The sequence below is a fragment of the Microcoleus sp. Pol12B4 genome (genome assembly GCF_036701385.1).
Classification (GTDB): Bacteria; Cyanobacteriota; Cyanobacteriia; order Cyanobacteriales; family Microcoleaceae; genus Microcoleus.
The window spans coordinates 7,735-25,136 of sequence record NZ_JAUBQR010000084.1 but is presented as its reverse complement, the minus strand read 5'-3'; the positions used below and the strand labels follow the sequence as shown (position 1 = coordinate 25,136).

Annotated in this window: 13 protein-coding genes; 6 read left to right on the top strand and 7 right to left on the bottom strand. The window is 44.0% G+C overall.

The features are described 5' to 3' along the window. Positions 1-180: 180 nt before the first annotated feature. The 3 genes from QUA38_RS13790 to QUA38_RS13780 form a co-directional block, all read right to left on the bottom strand. Positions 181-4,674: an nSTAND1 domain-containing NTPase gene (locus tag QUA38_RS13790; protein WP_333162595.1), complete on the bottom strand. Its 4,494-nt coding sequence runs from the start codon at positions 4,672-4,674 to the stop codon at positions 181-183. A gap of 68 nt (positions 4,675-4,742) precedes the next feature. Next, positions 4,743-8,705, bottom strand: a complete 3,963-nt coding sequence (locus QUA38_RS13785) for a caspase family protein (protein ID WP_333162593.1) — start codon at positions 8,703-8,705, stop codon at positions 4,743-4,745. A 207-nt stretch (positions 8,706-8,912) separates the two neighbouring features. Beyond that, on the bottom strand, positions 8,913-9,965 hold the full coding sequence (locus QUA38_RS13780) for a C39 family peptidase (RefSeq protein WP_333162591.1): 1,053 nt from the start codon (positions 9,963-9,965) through the stop codon (positions 8,913-8,915). Positions 9,966-10,534: 569 nt separating this feature from the next. Between QUA38_RS13780 and QUA38_RS13775 the strand changes: the two genes are divergently transcribed. Further along, positions 10,535-10,783: a gamma-aminobutyric acid A receptor, epsilon-like protein gene (locus tag QUA38_RS13775; RefSeq protein ID WP_333162589.1), complete on the top strand. Its 249-nt coding sequence runs from the start codon at positions 10,535-10,537 to the stop codon at positions 10,781-10,783. A 133-nt stretch (positions 10,784-10,916) separates the two neighbouring features. On the opposite strand, the gene QUA38_RS13770 is transcribed toward QUA38_RS13775, so the two are convergent. Then, complete coding sequence (locus tag QUA38_RS13770) at positions 10,917-11,273, bottom strand: hypothetical protein (protein ID WP_333162587.1); 357 nt, start codon at positions 11,271-11,273, stop codon at positions 10,917-10,919. A 121-nt stretch (positions 11,274-11,394) separates the two neighbouring features. On the opposite strand from QUA38_RS13770, the gene ychF reads away from it, so the two are divergent. Together ychF and QUA38_RS13760 are read left to right on the top strand one after the other, a co-directional pair. After that, the gene (gene ychF, locus QUA38_RS13765; protein WP_333162585.1) at positions 11,395-12,486 is read left to right on the top strand and encodes a redox-regulated ATPase YchF; all 1,092 of its coding nucleotides are present in this window, start codon (positions 11,395-11,397) and stop codon (positions 12,484-12,486) included. A 21-nt stretch (positions 12,487-12,507) separates the two neighbouring features. Continuing rightward, positions 12,508-12,873, top strand: a complete 366-nt coding sequence (locus QUA38_RS13760) for a phage holin family protein (protein WP_333030414.1) — start codon at positions 12,508-12,510, stop codon at positions 12,871-12,873. Positions 12,874-13,024: 151 nt separating this feature from the next. Here QUA38_RS13760 and QUA38_RS13755 read toward each other — a convergent pair whose 3' ends face one another. The 3 genes from QUA38_RS13755 to QUA38_RS13745 form a co-directional block, all read right to left on the bottom strand. After that, positions 13,025-13,456, bottom strand: a complete 432-nt coding sequence (locus QUA38_RS13755) for an NUDIX hydrolase (protein WP_333162583.1) — start codon at positions 13,454-13,456, stop codon at positions 13,025-13,027. A gap of 224 nt (positions 13,457-13,680) precedes the next feature. Then, entirely contained in the window at positions 13,681-14,133 is a 453-nt protein-coding gene (locus QUA38_RS13750) for a DUF3531 family protein (RefSeq protein WP_190659407.1), read from the bottom strand. A 119-nt stretch (positions 14,134-14,252) separates the two neighbouring features. Next, positions 14,253-15,269 carry a Sll0314/Alr1548 family TPR repeat-containing protein gene (locus QUA38_RS13745; protein ID WP_333162581.1) on the bottom strand — a complete coding sequence of 339 codons (1,017 nt, stop codon included), beginning with the start codon at positions 15,267-15,269 and terminating at the stop codon, positions 14,253-14,255. Between the two features lie 372 nt (positions 15,270-15,641). Between QUA38_RS13745 and QUA38_RS13740 the strand changes: the two genes are divergently transcribed. From QUA38_RS13740 to QUA38_RS13730, 3 genes are all read left to right on the top strand, one after another. Further along, positions 15,642-16,313 (top strand): ABC transporter ATP-binding protein, encoded by a 672-nt coding sequence (locus QUA38_RS13740; protein WP_172184743.1) that lies wholly within the window; start codon positions 15,642-15,644, stop codon positions 16,311-16,313. Positions 16,314-16,403: 90 nt separating this feature from the next. Next, on the top strand, positions 16,404-17,147 hold the full coding sequence (gene rsmG / locus QUA38_RS13735) for a 16S rRNA (guanine(527)-N(7))-methyltransferase RsmG (RefSeq protein ID WP_333162579.1): 744 nt from the start codon (positions 16,404-16,406) through the stop codon (positions 17,145-17,147). 25 nt (positions 17,148-17,172) lie between these two features. Then, positions 17,173-17,402: SDR family NAD(P)-dependent oxidoreductase (locus tag QUA38_RS13730; protein ID WP_333162577.1), on the top strand; the 230-nt coding region annotated here is incomplete at its 3' end.

The following is a 17,402-nucleotide window of genomic DNA, read 5'->3' as shown; positions in this document are numbered from 1 at the left end:
TCAATTTTCTGCCTTTAGGGAGCCTGTGCCAATCACAGGCTCCCTTTTCTTTCCCTTGTTAGTCTAAACTCCAGTATGAAAAAATTGTGGTATTTTTGTTGCCTAAATATCGCCTTAACCTCCATAGCTGATTTCCTCCCTTAACACTGAATAATATTTAGATGCTTCTACTTTGACCATCTAAGCTCCGCCCTGTGTGCGATCGCACACCTGGCGGTCTTCTTTACTAAGATTGACATTAGGATTATTGAAATAATCGCGCATCCAAAAGCAACCATGCTTTAATAAAGCATCGAGTTCTAATCCCTCCAAATTCCACAAAATCATCGTCGTATCATCGCTACCCGATGCCAAAGTCTTACCATCAGGGCTGAAACTAAGACTGCGAACCGCCGCAGTATGCCCCGGCAGAGTAGCTATCCCAGTGCCATCAGGTTTCCAGAATTTCACCGTCTTATCGTCACCCGTCGAAGCTAATATTTTGCCATCCGGGCTAAAACTGATGCTATTAGCTGCCACCCTATGCCCCGTCCAGCTTTTGAGCAAAGTGCCATCTGTTTTCCACACTTTAAGCGTGCCATCATCGCTAGCCGAGGCAAGAGTCTCACCATTTGGGCTGAAACTAACGCCATAAACCTGAGCCTCATGCTTCAGAGTATTTAGCAAAGTTCCATCCATTTTCCACAGTTTGACGGTCTTATCAAGGCTTGCTGAAGCAAGAGTTTTACTGTCAGGACTAAAACTAAGACTCAGAACTGAACCGCTATGTTTAGAAAGAGTATTGAGCAAGGTACCATCTGGCTTCCAAAGATTCACTGTGCGATCGTAACTTCCAGAGGCAATCGTTTGACCATCTGGGCTAAAACGAACGCTCACAACTTGAGCTTTATGACCAGAAAGGGTATTCAGCAACGTGCCATCTTGTTTCCAAAGTTTTACTTTGCTATCCAAACTACCAGAGGCGATCGTTTGACCGTCGGGGCTAAAACTGACGCTATAAACTGGTGCTTGATGCCCAGAAAGTGTTTTAAATAAAGAGCCATCGAGTTTCCAAACTTGAGCCAAGCTATTAGCACTTCCCGAAGCCAATGTGTCATTTTTGTGGCTGAAAGTAACACCTAAAACAAGATCCGTCTGCCCCGTAAAAGTTTTGCGTAAGCTATTATTAAACTTCCACAGTTCAATGCTATTATCAATGCCGGCAAAGGCAAAAGTTTGACCGTCGGGGCTAAAAGAAGGGCTCCGTCCAGTTAAAGTATTCAGCAAAGTACCATCGCGTTTCCAAACTTTAACAATATTGTCAGCACTTGATGAGACGAGCAACTGACTGTCTGGGCTAAAACTAACCTTGAAAATATAAGTATTATGCTCAAGAGTTTCAACTAAAGTGCCATCGGGTTTCCAAATTTTTACTGTCTTGTCTTGACTTGATGAAGCGATAACCTCACCATCCGGGCTAAAACTAACACTCATAACCAGCGCTTTATGGGCAGGAAAACTTTTCAGTAAACTGCCATCGAGTTTCCAAAGCTTGACCGTTCCATCTGCACCACCAGAAGCAATAGTCTGTCCGTTTGGGGTAAAACTGACGCTATACACCGGCCCTTTATCCTGAATGGTTTTGAGCAAGGTGCCATCGGATTTCCAAAGCTTGAGCGTACCATCAGCGCTAGCCGAAGCAAGAATCTGACCATCCGGCCTAAAACTAACATTCAAGACCGGCCCTTTATGGCCAGAAAGGGTATTGAGTAAACTGCCATCGGATTTCCAAAGTTTAATCGTATTGTCCCCACTAGCAGAAGCAATAATTTGACTGTCTGGGCTAAAATTAATGCTATAAACTTCGTTGGTATGTCCCGAAAGAATCCTGAGCAAAGTGCCGTCTGCTTTCCAAAGTTTAATCGTATTGTCTGCACTAGCAGAGGCAATAATTTGATTGTCAGGACTAAAACTGATGTTATAAATAATCGCTTGATGACCTTTCAAACGATTGTATTCTCTAATGCGATAAAGAACAGATTGCAGGGCTGATAAAACTTGAGCCTTTGTATTTTCATCTACCAAAATTGCCTGTTTCATTATTGTTCTAGCTTTTAAAGCTTCTATTAAAGCATCTAGTTCTCGCTCTGAGCTAAAAAGTTGTTCAGCAGATAGCGCTAAACTTCTACTTTGGGCTTGTAGATTTTGATTCCATTGATAAAAGAGAAATCCTAATGTCACAGCAAAGGCTGTAGCAATCAGGCTAATTTTGCGGCGGAGGTTGTTACGCCGGCGTCGGAGGCTGCGCTGTAAAAATTCTGCCTCTACTTCGTTAAACCAATTTTTATCGTATTTGAGATGTTCGTCTAATACGTTCAGATAAGGGTTGGTATCCCAGAGAAATTCTTCTTGTTTTTCTTGGCGGCGTTTTTGGAGGCTTGGTTTGCGCTTCCAGACTTTAATTAAAGTTGTATTAATCTGGTCAAAAACGTTTTGACAAGAGAGGAGGATGCTGTCTATAAACTTAACAATGGGTTCTATTTGTTCTTGAAAATTCCGTGGTTTTTCTTTGCTTTTCCACTCTATAGCTGCTGGAGTGAGCCTGCGCTGCAAAATTAAATTTTCTTGATGTTCTCGTTCCCAAACTATTAGCTTTTGCCATCCCCGCATTAAGACATCGTGGGCAGGTTCAACATAGCTTTTGCCTTCGGTATCTCGCCCTTTTACTAATAGACGTGCGGCACAAAATTGCTCGATGGCTTTTTGGACTCGTTGATTTTCCGGTTCGGGATAAATTAATTCTTCATCTAATACCCGCCGGCGAGCCAATTCACCACCCCCTACAGCTACCATTCGCAGCATGATGTGGCGGATGGTTTTTGCATAAGCACGATCGCTTTTAAGTAATTCGTCATATTCCGCGTCTGCTCTTTGGGTGAGACTGCGTGTAACTCCGCCCAATTCTTCATAGTCTTCTTGAGTAATTGCCCGATTATTTCTTTTCCCTTCTCTGACGTTTTTAATATAGTTAAAATAAAGTTCGCTCAGAGTGAAAGAAAGTAAAGGTAGTGCTCCGGGCATTTGTGCGACTTCATCAATTAATTGCTCTACCAAGGTGGCCGGTTCAAAATACATCACCTTAGCAGCAGCAGGATCGACAATGGCTTGGCGTAATTCTTCCCGTGTCATGGCGGGAACAACAAATCGTGATTTTTTCCAATAAGGCTTTAATGCTGTATCTCTAAATTGAGGTTCAAAATCTGAACGTAAAGTTATGACCATTCGCAACCAATCAGGGAGAGTTTCTAAGGATTTTTCTAACAACTTTAAAAATTTTTCTTGTTCTTTGCTATCTTGGCTGAGAGTCACTAATTCTTCAAATTGGTCAATGACTAACAGCAATTTGGTGTGAGAATTAAAGTTTTTCCATGCACTGAGTTTGGATAACAAGCTTTGCAAAGTTTGTCCTGCTTCCAAACTGCGAGAGTTCGTGCTAGTTTCTGGTAAGTCTTTGTCAGAAACAAACTCGTTAGAGATAAGTAATTCTGGTAAATCTTCGTTTTCTATGGCAGAGCTTAAAGCACTGAAAGGAGACTCACCCAGACGAATAGGAGAGAGGATGCGCCAGTTGGGTTGAGTTTTTTTCAATTGGGGAAGTAATCCAGCTTTGACTAAGCTAGATTTCCCTGAACCTGATGCACCTAGAACCACAGTTAAGGGATGTTCTGTGACAAATTCAACTAATTTTTTAGTTAAAGCCTGTCGCCCAAAGAATTTGTCGCTATCTGATTCTTCAAATGATTGTAATCCTTTGTAGGGATTGGTGTTTTCATTGAGTTTGGGAGCTGGCGGCAATTGATTAACGTCAAAACCAGGAAGAATAAAAATATATTCGCCCTTATCATGGTGTTTTAACTGTGCAAAACCAGGGGTTTGTTTAGCTGATATTTTGCCGAATTCTGATTGTAAATAGGCATAGAGTTCTGTTGCGGTAATCACGCCATCTTTGGTAAGGTCTGCTTCTCCCTCAAGCGCCTTGAGTAAAAGTTCTGCAAAGGGAGAGTGATTAGAACTTTCGCTTCGCTGTCCAAACCGATACAGGGAGTCGGCCGCTTTTTCATCATGCGCTGCTGAGGTAATGACTTGCTGGGCGCAGCCTGATGTGTAGCGAGCGTAACGTTCGCGATATACTTTTTGCGATCGCACCGCCTCCCGATGAACTGCAGCCCAGCGAAAAGTGCCAGCAAAGCAGCAATCCAGGATAATTAACGAATGGCGGCAGGGCAGTTGGATTAAGCTATCGTGCAATCGCTGCATCGACAGCCAAGTGTCGCTATCATCTCGTTCACCATCTTGAGGAATCAAAAAGCCAGCCGGGCCTTCTGCATTATCCAGTCCGTCTAAGGCGATTCCATGTCCGGCAAAGTAGAACAAAATGCGATCGTCCGCTGCAACTTGCACTTTATTGCCATCGGGAAAAACCAGTATTTTCTCGGAAAAGCCTGCCAAGAGCTCGCTGATATTAGACAGAGTGGCATCTGTATCTAACAGTAACAAAACTTGGTATTGATACTTTTCCTCGATCAGATTGGCAAGTTGTTGAGCATCATTGGCTGCTGTTTGCAAGGGGGGAATGTTGTTAAAATAGCGATCGATACCAATCACCACTGCCAGACTGCGTTTAATCTCCGACATTCTTTAATCCCCCCCGACTAAGTTATTTCAAATTTCAGTTTAATGCTGGCAAAATTGTCAACCAAAAACTAATTGCTAGTTTTTTTGAACTGATAGAGTGCCTGTTCATTTGACTGACTCGTTGATTTTTGATTCGCTGGTTGTTGCACGGGAGAACGAGGCCAGAGACCAATTAAGCCAATAGCGGCTGCGATTAAAAACCCAACTAGCCCAATTACTAAACCCGTTATCCTGGAATTATTTTGTGTTTGAACGTTTAGCGTATCCGAGCCAACTGGATGTAGATTGGTGAGGCTGTTAGAGGCTGGAGAGGAACTTTCTACGGGAGTTTGGGCAAGCTGTTCTGCAACAGGTAAAAAGTTGACTGTATTTTTAACCACAGGCTGAGAATTCATACTCTCTGGCTCATCCTCTACTATTGCCGCCGCCAAAGGCTTTACTAATAACTGGCTATTGCCATTTGGACTTGGGAAAAGAGCTGCTGCCAGAGCATCTAACCCAGCCTGATGTGTAAAGTAGCTAAGATGGTCGCACGCAGTATCCGGTAATAGGATTTTGGGCGCAGGAGAGCGGTTAGCACTGACATTTTTGATGCTAGTTAAAGCAACGGCAATATCATTAGGCTGACTGAAAAATGCCAATTCTACAACTCTGTCTTTAGTTTGACCAAAAAGGTTGGTCAATAACCGCTGTAAGGGATTTGATTCCTTGTCGGGTTGAAATTCTAGAGCTTTTGAAACAATTGAGCGATCGCCCGCAATAATTGTATAGGGAACCCCTGGGTCGGGATTTTCGGCAAGTTTTTTCAGAAAAGGAGAATCCGGCCGCATTTGCTCTAGCGAGTAATCATTTGCTTCTAAAAACTCCAGTAATTGAGCAACAATTTTGGTCGGCCAAATAATTTTTGAAAGTTGATTCAACCCTATCCCAAGCGCTGTGAAAACCCAATCCTGTACTGTAGGCCAAGGAGAACCCCCATTAGGTGTCCCTAACATAACCAAGTGCTGGACAACCTGATTCCCACCTTCTCGCTCGATAAACCAGCGAGAAACCAAACCCCCCATTGAGTGAGCCACAATATGCAACTGCTTACCGTGATTTCCTCCCAAACCAACTGCTTGCAATCTTTTGGCTAATAAGCGGCTATTTTCCTCTATGGTTGTTTGGATATTCTCGTAGTCAAAAGTCAAAACTAAGTCATAAATTTCTGCAATCTGTTGCTGTTGTCCCTCCACTTGTACTAATGTCTGTCTGACACTAGGAACCATACTTTGCGTGTCCCCTATAATCCCGTGAATGTAGAGAATAATTCGCTGGGATTTTGCAACTCTCGCTTTAACTTGCTCTGGATTTTTTTCGTAGCTGACCTCACCTTTTTCGCTGACCTCTGCTACAGCTAAAATAGGATATTCATAAGGTCTTCCCAATTTTTGATGGGCAACTTTTTCAAAGAAAATTCGGATTGACCCGTGAAGGCTGCGACTGCTAACTGTTGGTTTGGGTAAGCGTTCCAGCGTAATCTCTGTTTTGCCATCTTCAGTTCTCGCCCCTCTTCCTAATGGCAAGAAAAATTCCCCATCATAAGCAAAAGGTAAGATATGCTCATTTTCCGCTAATTCTTGATTGACCAACAAGTTGAGAGGGGTTGTTGGTGTCACCGCTTCATAATCTTCTACATCACTTAACTCCAAAGCACTTAACCCTGGATCAGTGCCTCGGCTGGTTGTAAATTGGAAAGATTCACTCACGCGATTTTGTTGCCGCAAAATCGCAGGTAAAATCAAATTCCCTAAATCTCGACTCGCTTGCGGTACAGTGGTGAGATTCACTTTCGCTTTTAAAGTTGGATGAGCTTGAACTTCGACAGCACCCTGTTGTAAGGCAGTGCTGCGATTAGCGTTAATGGGTTGAGCATCTTGAGGTCGGACAATTGTAATCGTGACTTCTTTTGTCATCCAATCATCATAATTTCCCTTGGCTCTCACGGCTTCGCGAGTATTAACTTGTGCCATCAAGCTATTCAGAGTTCCCTCAGTTTCTCCAAGAGAACGAGTCAGTTTAGGCGGCGCTAGTCCATCTTGTTTTAGCAAGCTAGCATCAAATTCTGTGGTACACACAATTAGCTTGAGAATATCCTTATACTCAGTGATTCCTTGTTCAAAATATTCGTCAGGCACTTGAAATATAATATCATCAAAGCTGGTAACACTAGAGGGATTTTCTGAATTTTTGGGTGGCAGCAATATGCTGCTATCGCGATCAAAAAATGGAGTGTCTACGGCAAAACTTTCAGAAAGATCGATAACATTGCAATACAATTTTTTGTCGCTTTTATTTATCAGTTTTATTTGGATGTTTGGCGCTTGCCACTCGCCATTGTCATAGGCGTAATCGACACGCATCTCAGATGAAGATATGTTCCCGTCTCTATCCCCTGGCGAAGATTCTTGCTGACCGCAAAGCAGAATTATTTCCATTTCCACCTCGTCGGTTTTAATGCGGCTGGTCGCAGGAGTGGAGAGTTGTAAAATGTTATTCCAACGGGCAATATGTTCTAAACGATAAATCACCTGTAAAGCAATTTCCTCTGTGTATCCCGACTGATTGGGTTCTTCGGGAATCGGGGCAACTAAAGGCCGGTTATTATCAGGCTGTAAAATCCAATACTGACCGTGACTGACTAACAGATGGGAATCTGCATCTTTAGGTTCATTTACCTGCTGCACATACAAAGAAGGTTTGTTGCCAATTGCTGCCTTTGACAGTGCTTCTTGCAGATTTTTGATGCCTCGGACTTCACTTTCATCACCCTTAATGTAAATTTTCAACGCTGGCAACGGCAAACTTGTCACCACTGCCCAATAGCTGTCAGTTTCTGATAAGCTGTTTTGACCGTTAATAATTTCTACTTGGCTGCGTTGTGGCAATACCTGAGTTACTCGTGCTTCGCCTAAAGCTTCTGAAAGTTGGCGCAATTTTTCGGGACTGCTGCCATAGGGAAAAAATGCTAGTCGCGTATCTCCCCCATTAAAGGGTTTAGGAATTCCGTGAATAGACCCTCCATCAATTACCCAATTCCGAAGGTTTTGACTGTGAGTTAAGGTGAAGTAGTGAGGCCGTTCTTTAATAGCACCGCCCAAAAAAGGTTGGTCTAAATCCTGCCTGTCGGTTGCTTCTACTTGAGGCGACTGTTCTTTGACTTTGCCGGTCACGAGAGCATTCATATTTCTCGCTAAATCTCGATAGGTTATGCTGCCATTGGTTCGCTGTAGTGTTTGCAGCAAAAAGTAAGAGAAAGCTCCTCTACTTTCTCCATCCTCAGTTTTGTATTCTTTCGCCAGTTCGTAGTCTCTACAGGCAGAGAACAAAATGTGTTTTCCCTTGGGCAAAATGACACCAGTTGTCTTTTTTTCTGATTGTTTAGCAGTGCTTAGTATTTCCTGAATTGCTGCTGCGTCTTCGGCAAAAATAAATGTGCTTAACGGTCGCTCCCGTGAGTCTACTAAGGCGCGCCTCACTGTTGTTTCGGGGGGTAAGTCTCTGGTTCCCGAACCGGAGTGGCAGCAGTCAAGAATGACCACAATCCGGGGTTCTTTTAGGGCTATTTTGGATATGAGGTAGGCTAGTTCTTTATCAGCTAAGTCCCGACCATTTTCTGCGCGGCTGTCATAGCACACTAAAGTTTCATCTAAGCGGTCTGCCTCTAATTCCCAAAATTCCTCTGGTGATTTCTCTTGAGCGCCATGACCGGAATAGTAAAATAAGACAACATCTTCGCTGTCAGCGTTGCACAAATGCTGCTGGAAACCACTGATAATTGCCTGACGAGTGGCATCTTGATTGAGCAGTATCCAAGGTTGGCCTGTAGGCTCTATAAGTTTCCATTCGCTATCTTGAGTAATTCGCTCTCCCAGATAAGCTTCTATAGCTTTAATATCGTTAACACAACCTTTTAAGGGAGGGACGAGAGGATTAGATGCAGGAGAATAGTTGTCAATACCAACTAACAGCGCGTAAATGTTTTTTGCCATAACTGCCTTGTTTAATTAAAGTGTTTAAATTGGTTTTAATCGTTAATAGCTAATAAGCTGTTCCATATTTAAACTGTTAATTAAAATTGGATAAAATTCTTGTGTGGTGAGCGTCTCGCCCGCACAAAAAATACGATTTAGATGCAGAATAGCTTATTTTATATCTATTAACGATTCTAGGAAATGGAGAAATGACACCAACTCTCACTAACGGGAAATCAAATGTACCCAACAGCTTCCATCGGGGATGCAGGTATCTTTAATCATTCCGTAGGAGTAATGCAGGAACTTACCCTTTTCATCGTTTCCGTCTGGCTCATTGCGATCGTAGCCATCGGCGAACCATTCCCCATAAGGATCGTGAACAATGAAGCCGGCGCTGTCATATCCAACTAATGCGATAATGTGGCCACTTTGAGTAAAGTAACCGTGTATAACTGCTGGGTTTCCACTCGATAACCAATCTTTAACTTGTTCAATGGTGGCAGTTTCAGTATAGTTATCTTTCGCTCCATAGTCGCGAACAATTTGAGCTAGATGAGCGCCCACATGGCGATCTAATCCTTGATCTAAGGCATAGTTGTAAAGCTCATCCTCAAAGTGTCCCTCACTGTGTCGGCGAGGAATCTTTAGATACTCCAAACACATCGCTATTGAAGTAACATTGCAGGAACCATCAGGGTTGATTTCATTATCTCTCTGAGATTTGTAAGGAATAGGCAATTTAATTTCATCGCGTTTTGGATAAATTATGGTAGTGCCTTCAAAAACTTCGGCGTGTTCTCCAAAAATATATCCAGTCCAAGTATTCTCAACTGGAGTATCAGCTAAGGTAATTTTTAAATGACTGCGCTCAACTTCAAATGAGGCAACTCTGAGGGTGACGCCCGCTTTGAGATTGTGTTTTTCTGCCGGCAACAAAGCATCGGATTGCAACGGTTTATTTTTAAGGAGAGTATCTTGGATAATTTTCACCTGAATTGAGGGAAGACCTTCCGCTCCTCGCGTTGCTACTTGATCAACTTCGAGGAGTTCGGTAGCTGTTCGTTTTCCCAAAAATCCTGGTTCATAGCAGCGATTTAGTTTTTGGAAGCGTTTTAAAACAGCAATAGAAACAGGGCCAAAGATATCTTCTACTGTGGGAGAGAGTAGCCCTTGAGCGATCAGAATCTCTTGGATTTCCGAGCTTAACTCTTGATCGGCTACTATTTTGCTGACATCGTATTTGATATTTGTCTCGACAAAATCTTGGAGATGCATTTTTTATGCCCCTTTATGCCTCGGCTTTCCTTGTTGCATAGACCGAAACAGATTTGGATTGGGAGAAACTTTTTGCTTAATCCTAAAAATCTGTGACAGCGTAGGTTCAATAGTAGGAGAATAATCCCAAAAAGTTCCTAGCTTTTAGTTGAGTCTTAAATTAGCCAAAAGGCCAGCTCGCAACTGGCCAAAAGTACAGGACAGAACCTGTACTTTTGGCTAGGTATCGTCCAAAACTACAGGCTGGCAAGGCTTTTCGGAGGGCGATCGATTGCGCGATTTTAGATTTTAGATTTTAGAATTGCTCCCACAGGCTGTAGCGATCGCACGTGATGAGTACGCTACGCTTTTTTCAAGGGTTCACGGCCTGTACCGGAAGCCTGTGACCAAATTGCTTTCGGTCAGCCTAAAAAATCCAATACAGATAAACCCGGTTGCTTTCGTCTACTCCAAAAAGCTGATTTAAAATGGTACAAAATATCAATTTTAATATTTTCACTATTTAGATAGATGTCGTATTTTTAGTTTTTTATCTAGCATGATTGTATTGAGTTATTAATAGAATTGCCGTGATTTTTCCCAACCCTAGTCCGTTTCCAGGCCCGCAGATTCCCAGTACCGAACCGGGGCTGCCGACTATACCCGCATCGCCACCAGTGCCGGGCCCCGTTCCCGAACCGATTCCCGGGCCAGTACCGGAACCGGTACCTGCGCCAATTCCCCAGCCAATTCCTGAACCGGTGCCGGAAACTGTACCCTCTCCAATTCCTCAGACAGTGCCGGGGCCAATTCCTCAGACAATCCCTGAACCTATTTAAATTATGTTTTAGTCGATCGCGAAATTTAAGATTGTTTGTGAGGTCGATCGCAAAAACCGGCTTTCTCCAAAGTCCCCAATCTTTTTGATGAATATCAGACTTGAAAAAACTCGGTTTTTGCGTAAATTATCGATTAATTGAAGTTGAGCGCAGTCTCTTTACAAAGGTCAACAGCATCCAAGTCAGTGGATTTGCCGTCAGAGTATTCGGCCCTGACATCAAAAACACAGCCCGCATCCGAGCCGCCGTAGTCAGCTTGATTCCACTCAAAATCTGCCTTTTCCCGATCGGCAATGGGGGCCTCAAGCTCGTTTTCTCCCCAAGTATCCTTATCGGGAGGAGACATATAGACTGCTGTCATAGTCTTACCGCTGTTGTTAACCACCGAAATTTTGACCATCTGAGCGAAAACGTTAGCTGCTGTCAGCCCTAACAGTGGCAGCGACAGCCCCACAGCGATCGTTACTTTGCTTAACAACTTGTTAACCATTGAGCCATCTACCTCAAGTTAGATATTTATTCAAGCTTACCTATAGAAGTTAGAAGGGACAAGTCAGATATATTGCTATTGCTTATGATATTTTGAAACAGTGATATGTTTCTAAATAGCTATGCTTACTGCCGGAATTGTCGGACTGCCTAATGTTGGCAAATCTACTTTGTTTAATGCTCTGGTTGCTAATGCCAAGGCGACTGCTGCTAATTTTCCTTTCTGTACGATCGAGCCAAATACGGGTATCGTGGCAGTGCCAGACGAACGGTTGAAGGTGCTGAGCAATATTTCCAATTCCGTGCAAACTGTGCCGACGCGGATCGAGTTTGTGGATATTGCGGGTTTGGTGAAGGGGGCGAGTCAGGGAGAAGGACTGGGAAATCAGTTTTTGTCTCACATTCGGGCTGTAGATGCGATCGTCCACGTTGTCCGCTGTTTTGACAATGATGATATTATTCACGTTGCCGGTTCTGTCGATCCCCAGCGAGATATTGACATTATCAATCTCGAATTAATTTTAGCAGACTTAGCTCAAATTGAACGCAGGCTCGATCGCACTCGCAAGCTGGCCCGCAACAATAAGGAAGCTCAGGCAGAAGTGGACGTGCTCGAAAAATTGGTCGCTGTTTTGAATGCCGGGAAACCAGCGCGGCAGTACAATTTCACAGATGAAGAAGCTGAATTAGTTAAAGGTTTGGAATTACTGACCAACAAACCAATTATCTATGCTGCTAACGTATCTGATGACGATTTAGCAACGGGAAATAGCTATGTCGAACAAGTGCGGGAAGTAGCAGAAGCAGAAAATGCTAAGGTTGTCATAGTTTCGGCGCAAGTTGAGTCAGAATTGGTGGAGTTATCAGAGGAAGAACGAACGGATTTCCTAGAATCTCTGGGAGTAAAAGAAGGGGGCTTGAAATCTCTGATTCGAGCTACTTACGAATTATTGGGTTTGCGGACTTATTTTACTAGCGGGCCGAAAGAAACTCGCGCTTGGACGATTATCGCGGGAATGTTAGCACCGCAAGCTGCTGGGGTGATTCACTCGGATTTTGAAAGGGGTTTCATCCGGGCCGAAACTGTAGCTTATGAAGATTTGGTTGCTACGGGCGCGATGAATGCAGCTAAGGAAAAAGGCTTAGTTCGCAGTGAAGGAAAAGAGTATATTGTACAAGAGGGGGATGTGCTGTTGTTCCGATTTAATGTTTAGCTTTTTTAAGGAGATGAACACATGGATATCGTTTCGCTGGCAATTGCTTGGCTGGTAACTTCGGTGAGCTTTTTTATTATTTCCAAGTTGCCCATCGGGGTGGACATTGACACTTTTGGAAAAGCGATGATTTCGGCGGCGGTTTTTGGATTGCTGAATGCTTTGGTGCGGCCGCTTTTTGTGGTTTTGGGCTTTCCATTGGTGTTGGTAACTTTTGGTTTGTGGATAATTGTTATCAACGCGATTATCTTTGGATTGGCGGCTTGGCTAGTTGATGGATTTCGCTTGCGGTGGGGAATTTGGAGTGCTTTGCTGGGGGCTATCGCCCTCGGTTTTATCAACTCTTTGCTCTATGAGCTGTTGCGGACTCTGCCTAGTGTAAGGTAGCTCCGGGTAATGCGGGGGGCGGAAGGAAGGGGCGGGTTTATTCATCCTGTTAGTTATCGCAAATATTTCAGGTGAAACACGCCCCTAGGGCAAATATTTTAGATTTAATTCCCCCATCTCAGGTATTTGTTTTTTGGTATTGGTTGAGTTATTAGCTTTCGCAGTAGTCGATAAATTGTTCGGGAACTAGGCGCAATTCGCCCGATCGAAAGCGCTCGATCGGCATCCAAAGTGTGGTAAATACCCACTCTCCGTCTGCAAAGGCTAGACTCTCCAATTGATAAAATTTGGGATCGACAAATTCGCACTTATAGAGTTGTATTAGTTCATGTCCAACTTCGCCATTAAAAATAAAAAAATTTTCCAAACAAGCCAAATATTTGATGTTTGTTAACTCGGCTTGAATTTCTTCTTGAAACTCTCTTTGCAAAGCGTCGATGCTGTGTTCTCCGAATTCTATGCCACCGCCCAGAGCTCGGTAAAATGTGTCTTGTTTGACCGGAGCTTCGCATTCTGACACGAAGATGTGATCGCCCGATCGAATTAATCCTAAAACAATTACGCGAACTTTACCTTTTTGCATAATTAGTTATCAGTCATTAGTCATCAGTCATGAAGCATCAACACCAAAACAAAAGAAACCGCGTTTCGACTTCCCCCCATCAACAGGTTTTTGCCGTTGAAGGGGGTTGTAACGAAGTATGATGGCAAAAACCAGGTTAATGACTACCCGTGCGTAAGCCCTATATTAGCCAGCAATCATCAGTCATTATCTGTGTATCCGTGTCATCCGTGTGATGCCCACGTTTAATTATCGGCGGCAAAACCCTCTCTGCTCCTCCTATTTTCAATTGGCCAGTCTATATTTTCACCGCCGATAATTAGTTTTTCAATCGTTACGAATTCTTTGCTGAGTTGCTGGAAGACATTAATCAAAACATCTAGTCCAATTGCATCGCTAGTACCCAAATCAAACCAGCAGCGAGCCCAAGAACCTTGATACTCCATTTCTCCCATATTGTGCATCAAAGCCATCATGCTTTGGTCGGCTAGATTAACATCGTAATTCATATCACTGATGTCTAAGCCTTCATCTTGAACTTGCAAATTTTCCGCATTAAATCCTCCCAGTTTTCCCAAGAAAAACCAAGAGTCAAACACTTCTTCAACATACTGTTTTTCACCGTTTGAAGGCACGTTGCTGAACTTCAGCCAAATCCAGAGGTCAAAGGGGTTAAACTCGCGAAACTCTACTTGCATCAATTTTTTCAAAGAAAGGGAATGGAATTGCAGGAATGGGATTGCAGGAGAAAGGAAAAGTGGGAGAGAGGGAGAATTTTCCTCCTGACTCCTGACTTCTGACTTCCCTCTGACTCTTTTTAAAGTGGTGGTAAGGCCGCGGGCCCCCAGACTCCATCTGCATCTCTGATTTTATCGCGCATCGGGTCGCAGGCACGAGATTTGCTGTCGAGACGGTTACGGGTTCTGCACTGCTGAAAGAAGATTTCGGCTACTAAACTGCGCGGCAGTTGGTCGGGTTTTACTAAGGCTGCGTCGAAGTTTTTTCGGGCTTCCTCAAGTAAGGTTTTGTTACCGTCTTTTCCCTGAGATTGGGAAAACAAAATTTGTGCTTTTAGATAGAGAACTTCAGGATTATTGGGCGTTTCTGCTAGGGATTTGTTGGCAAATTCTAAAGCCCGATCGTACTTTTTCAAGTCTCGATAGCCGACAGCCATGCCGCGATACGCTAAGTAGCGAGGAGAGGCTTTTTGCTCGAGTCTTTGAATGGCTTCGTTGGGGTTAGAAAAGGGCAGGTTTGTGGCTAGAATTAAGTCCATGTAGCCTTTGAGCAGGTTGAGCTCTGGGTCGTTGGGCGCTATTTTCTCGGCGGCCTCTAGGTATTGAAATACTACTCGCAATTTACTCAAAGCTTGGGGCGCGCCTTTAGCTGTTCCTTCTTTGGCTATAATGTTCGCCCCTTCTAGAAAGTGACCTGTTGCTGTGTAAATATTGCCGCGCAATGGATTAGTTTTAGTCAATTTTTCGCCGACTTCGCGGGTTTTCTGTGCGTAGGAATTCATCGAGTTTAAGTCCTGCTCGATGTATGAGAGGGAAGCTGCCATTGCATAGGCTAGCGGCTCGTTTGGTTCTGCTGATAGTGCTTGTTGAATTTGAGTTTTTGCTTGTTTGTAGTTTCCTTGCTGAAACATTGTTTGGAAAGCGGTTTCGGTGTTGGGCCCGATCGCCTGCGAGTTGCTGTTGCGAAAGGGATCGCCCGCTACTGCCGAGTTAATGCAGATGCTGAGGGCGATCGCTCCTGCACTGGCGATCGCCCGCACTGTCTGTTTAGAACTTAACATTTGCTTGCCAAGCGATGCTAAAGGGGTTTTCGTCATCGTCAATTCTCTCAATGGAATATACTGTAAACTAGAAACAAGAGAGTTAAATTTTTAGACTTTCGGGCCGCAACCAAAAAAATAGTGAAATTTGCTTGATTTTTTGTGGTTGTTGAGGTATATTTTAAGAATGGAAGTGTGAATTGTAATATATTAAAGTAAAGATTCCCATTATTAAAATATACCATGAAAAAACAGAAAAATCAAACGCCAATCCTGAAAAAAAAGGAAATTTTTGTAAAGATTTATGTAAAATAATAGTGGGCGATCGACCCAAGCTACAAACAAATCGCTGAGGCTGGATAATTAAGCCGTGTATCCGTGTCAAAATTCGTGTAGTGCCTTCCTTTTCCCCAATCACCAATTGCGTTAATGCTTTATCTAAAAAACCTAGTATATCATCCTACCGCCTGTCCGAATGCTATTCTGAAAAATATTAACTTAGAACTTCCCTCGCAGCAAATGGGGCTGATTGTGGGTCGCAGCGGTTCAGGCAAAAGTACGCTCTTAGAAATATTAGCAGGTTTAGCGGAAAAAACTAGCGGCGACATCCGTTGGCGGGAACAAGAATTAACACCTGAACACTTGCAACAGTTAGGAGGGTTAGTATTCCAGTTTCCTGAAAGGCATTTTTGCGGAGGCACAATTTTAGAAGAATTGCGGTTGGGGCATCCAGAATTGGGACAAGAACAAATTAACTCAGCAATGGCAGAAGTGGGACTAGGACATTTGCCACTGCGCGCTTCTCCCCACGCTTTGAGCGGCGGACAACAGCGGAGGGTAGCCCTGGCGGTGCAGTTAATTCGGCAGCCGCATTTGCTACTTTTGGACGAACCGACGGCGGGTTTAGATTGGTCGATGCGGCGGCAGTTGGTAAGCTTGTTGAGTAAGTTGAAAAGTCACTGGACTTTGTTGATTGTTACTCACGATGCTAGCGATTTGCTGAGCGTTGCCGACCGATTTTGGACTTTAGATCACGGCGACTTGCAAGAGGTCGATAGGGCTAAATTAGAAGCTAAGGAAACAAGTTTTGTTAGTCATTAGTCATTAGTTAGCGCCGGCGGGTTTATCGCATTATGAAGCATTTTTAAGTGACGAGAATTTGCAGAGCTTACAAAAGAGTGGGAATAGAAGATGAATCAGATTACAATGCCTGTGTTGCCCCAGATGAACGAGTTGTGGCAAAAAACGCTGAATTGGCAGCCGGATGAGTCGCAGCAACAAAAATTTCAGCGGCTTTATGAGTTAATTGTCGAGGGAAATCGCTCCTTGAATTTAACTCGAATTACTGAGCCGATGGAGTTTTGGGAAAAACATTTGTGGGATTCTCTGCGGGGAATTGCGAGACTGCTGCCAGCTAATCACAATCCGGCGGAAAATCCCGAATTGGCCGCCGAGTCGGTGCACAAAGCGATCGACATTGGGACTGGTGGGGGTTTTCCGGGCTTGCCGATCGCGATCGCCCTGCCGCATTTATCAGTTACGTTGCTCGATTCTACTCGCAAAAAGATTGCTTTTTTGGAAACAGTTGTGCCGTCTTTAGACATAGAAAATGCTGCGACTTTGTTGGGTAGATCTGATGAAATTGCCCGACAGCCACAGCACAAACAAGCTTACGATCTAGCCGTTCTCCGAGCTGTTGGAGCAGCTCCTCTCTGCGCTAAATGCGCGCTGCCTCTGCTGAAAAACGGCGGTTTGGCTGTACTTTACCGAGGGAATTGGACGGTGGAGGAAGAAACGGAGTTGCAAAGGGCGATCGAGCATTTGGGTGGCACAGTTGAGTCAGTCGAAGCATTCACAACGCCGACGAGTCAGGGGGCACGACACTGCGTTTACTTGCGGAAAGTTGTACAGCAGTTCGAGCGTCCCGTGCGCTAGCTATAGCCGTTTTTCAATACTAACTATGCTTGCCAATAAAATTGCACTTGTTACAGGTAGCTCGAAAGGAATTGGTGCTGGCATCGCCCTTGAATTAGCCAAATCTGGTGCCGATGTTTGTGTCAACTATTGCGATTCTCAAACGTCTGCGCGAGAAATAGTCAACCAGATTCACTCTCTCGGCCGTCGCGCTATCGCGATTCAAGCAGATGTCTCACAGCGCGACCAAGTGGAAAGGATGGTCGATACGTGCGA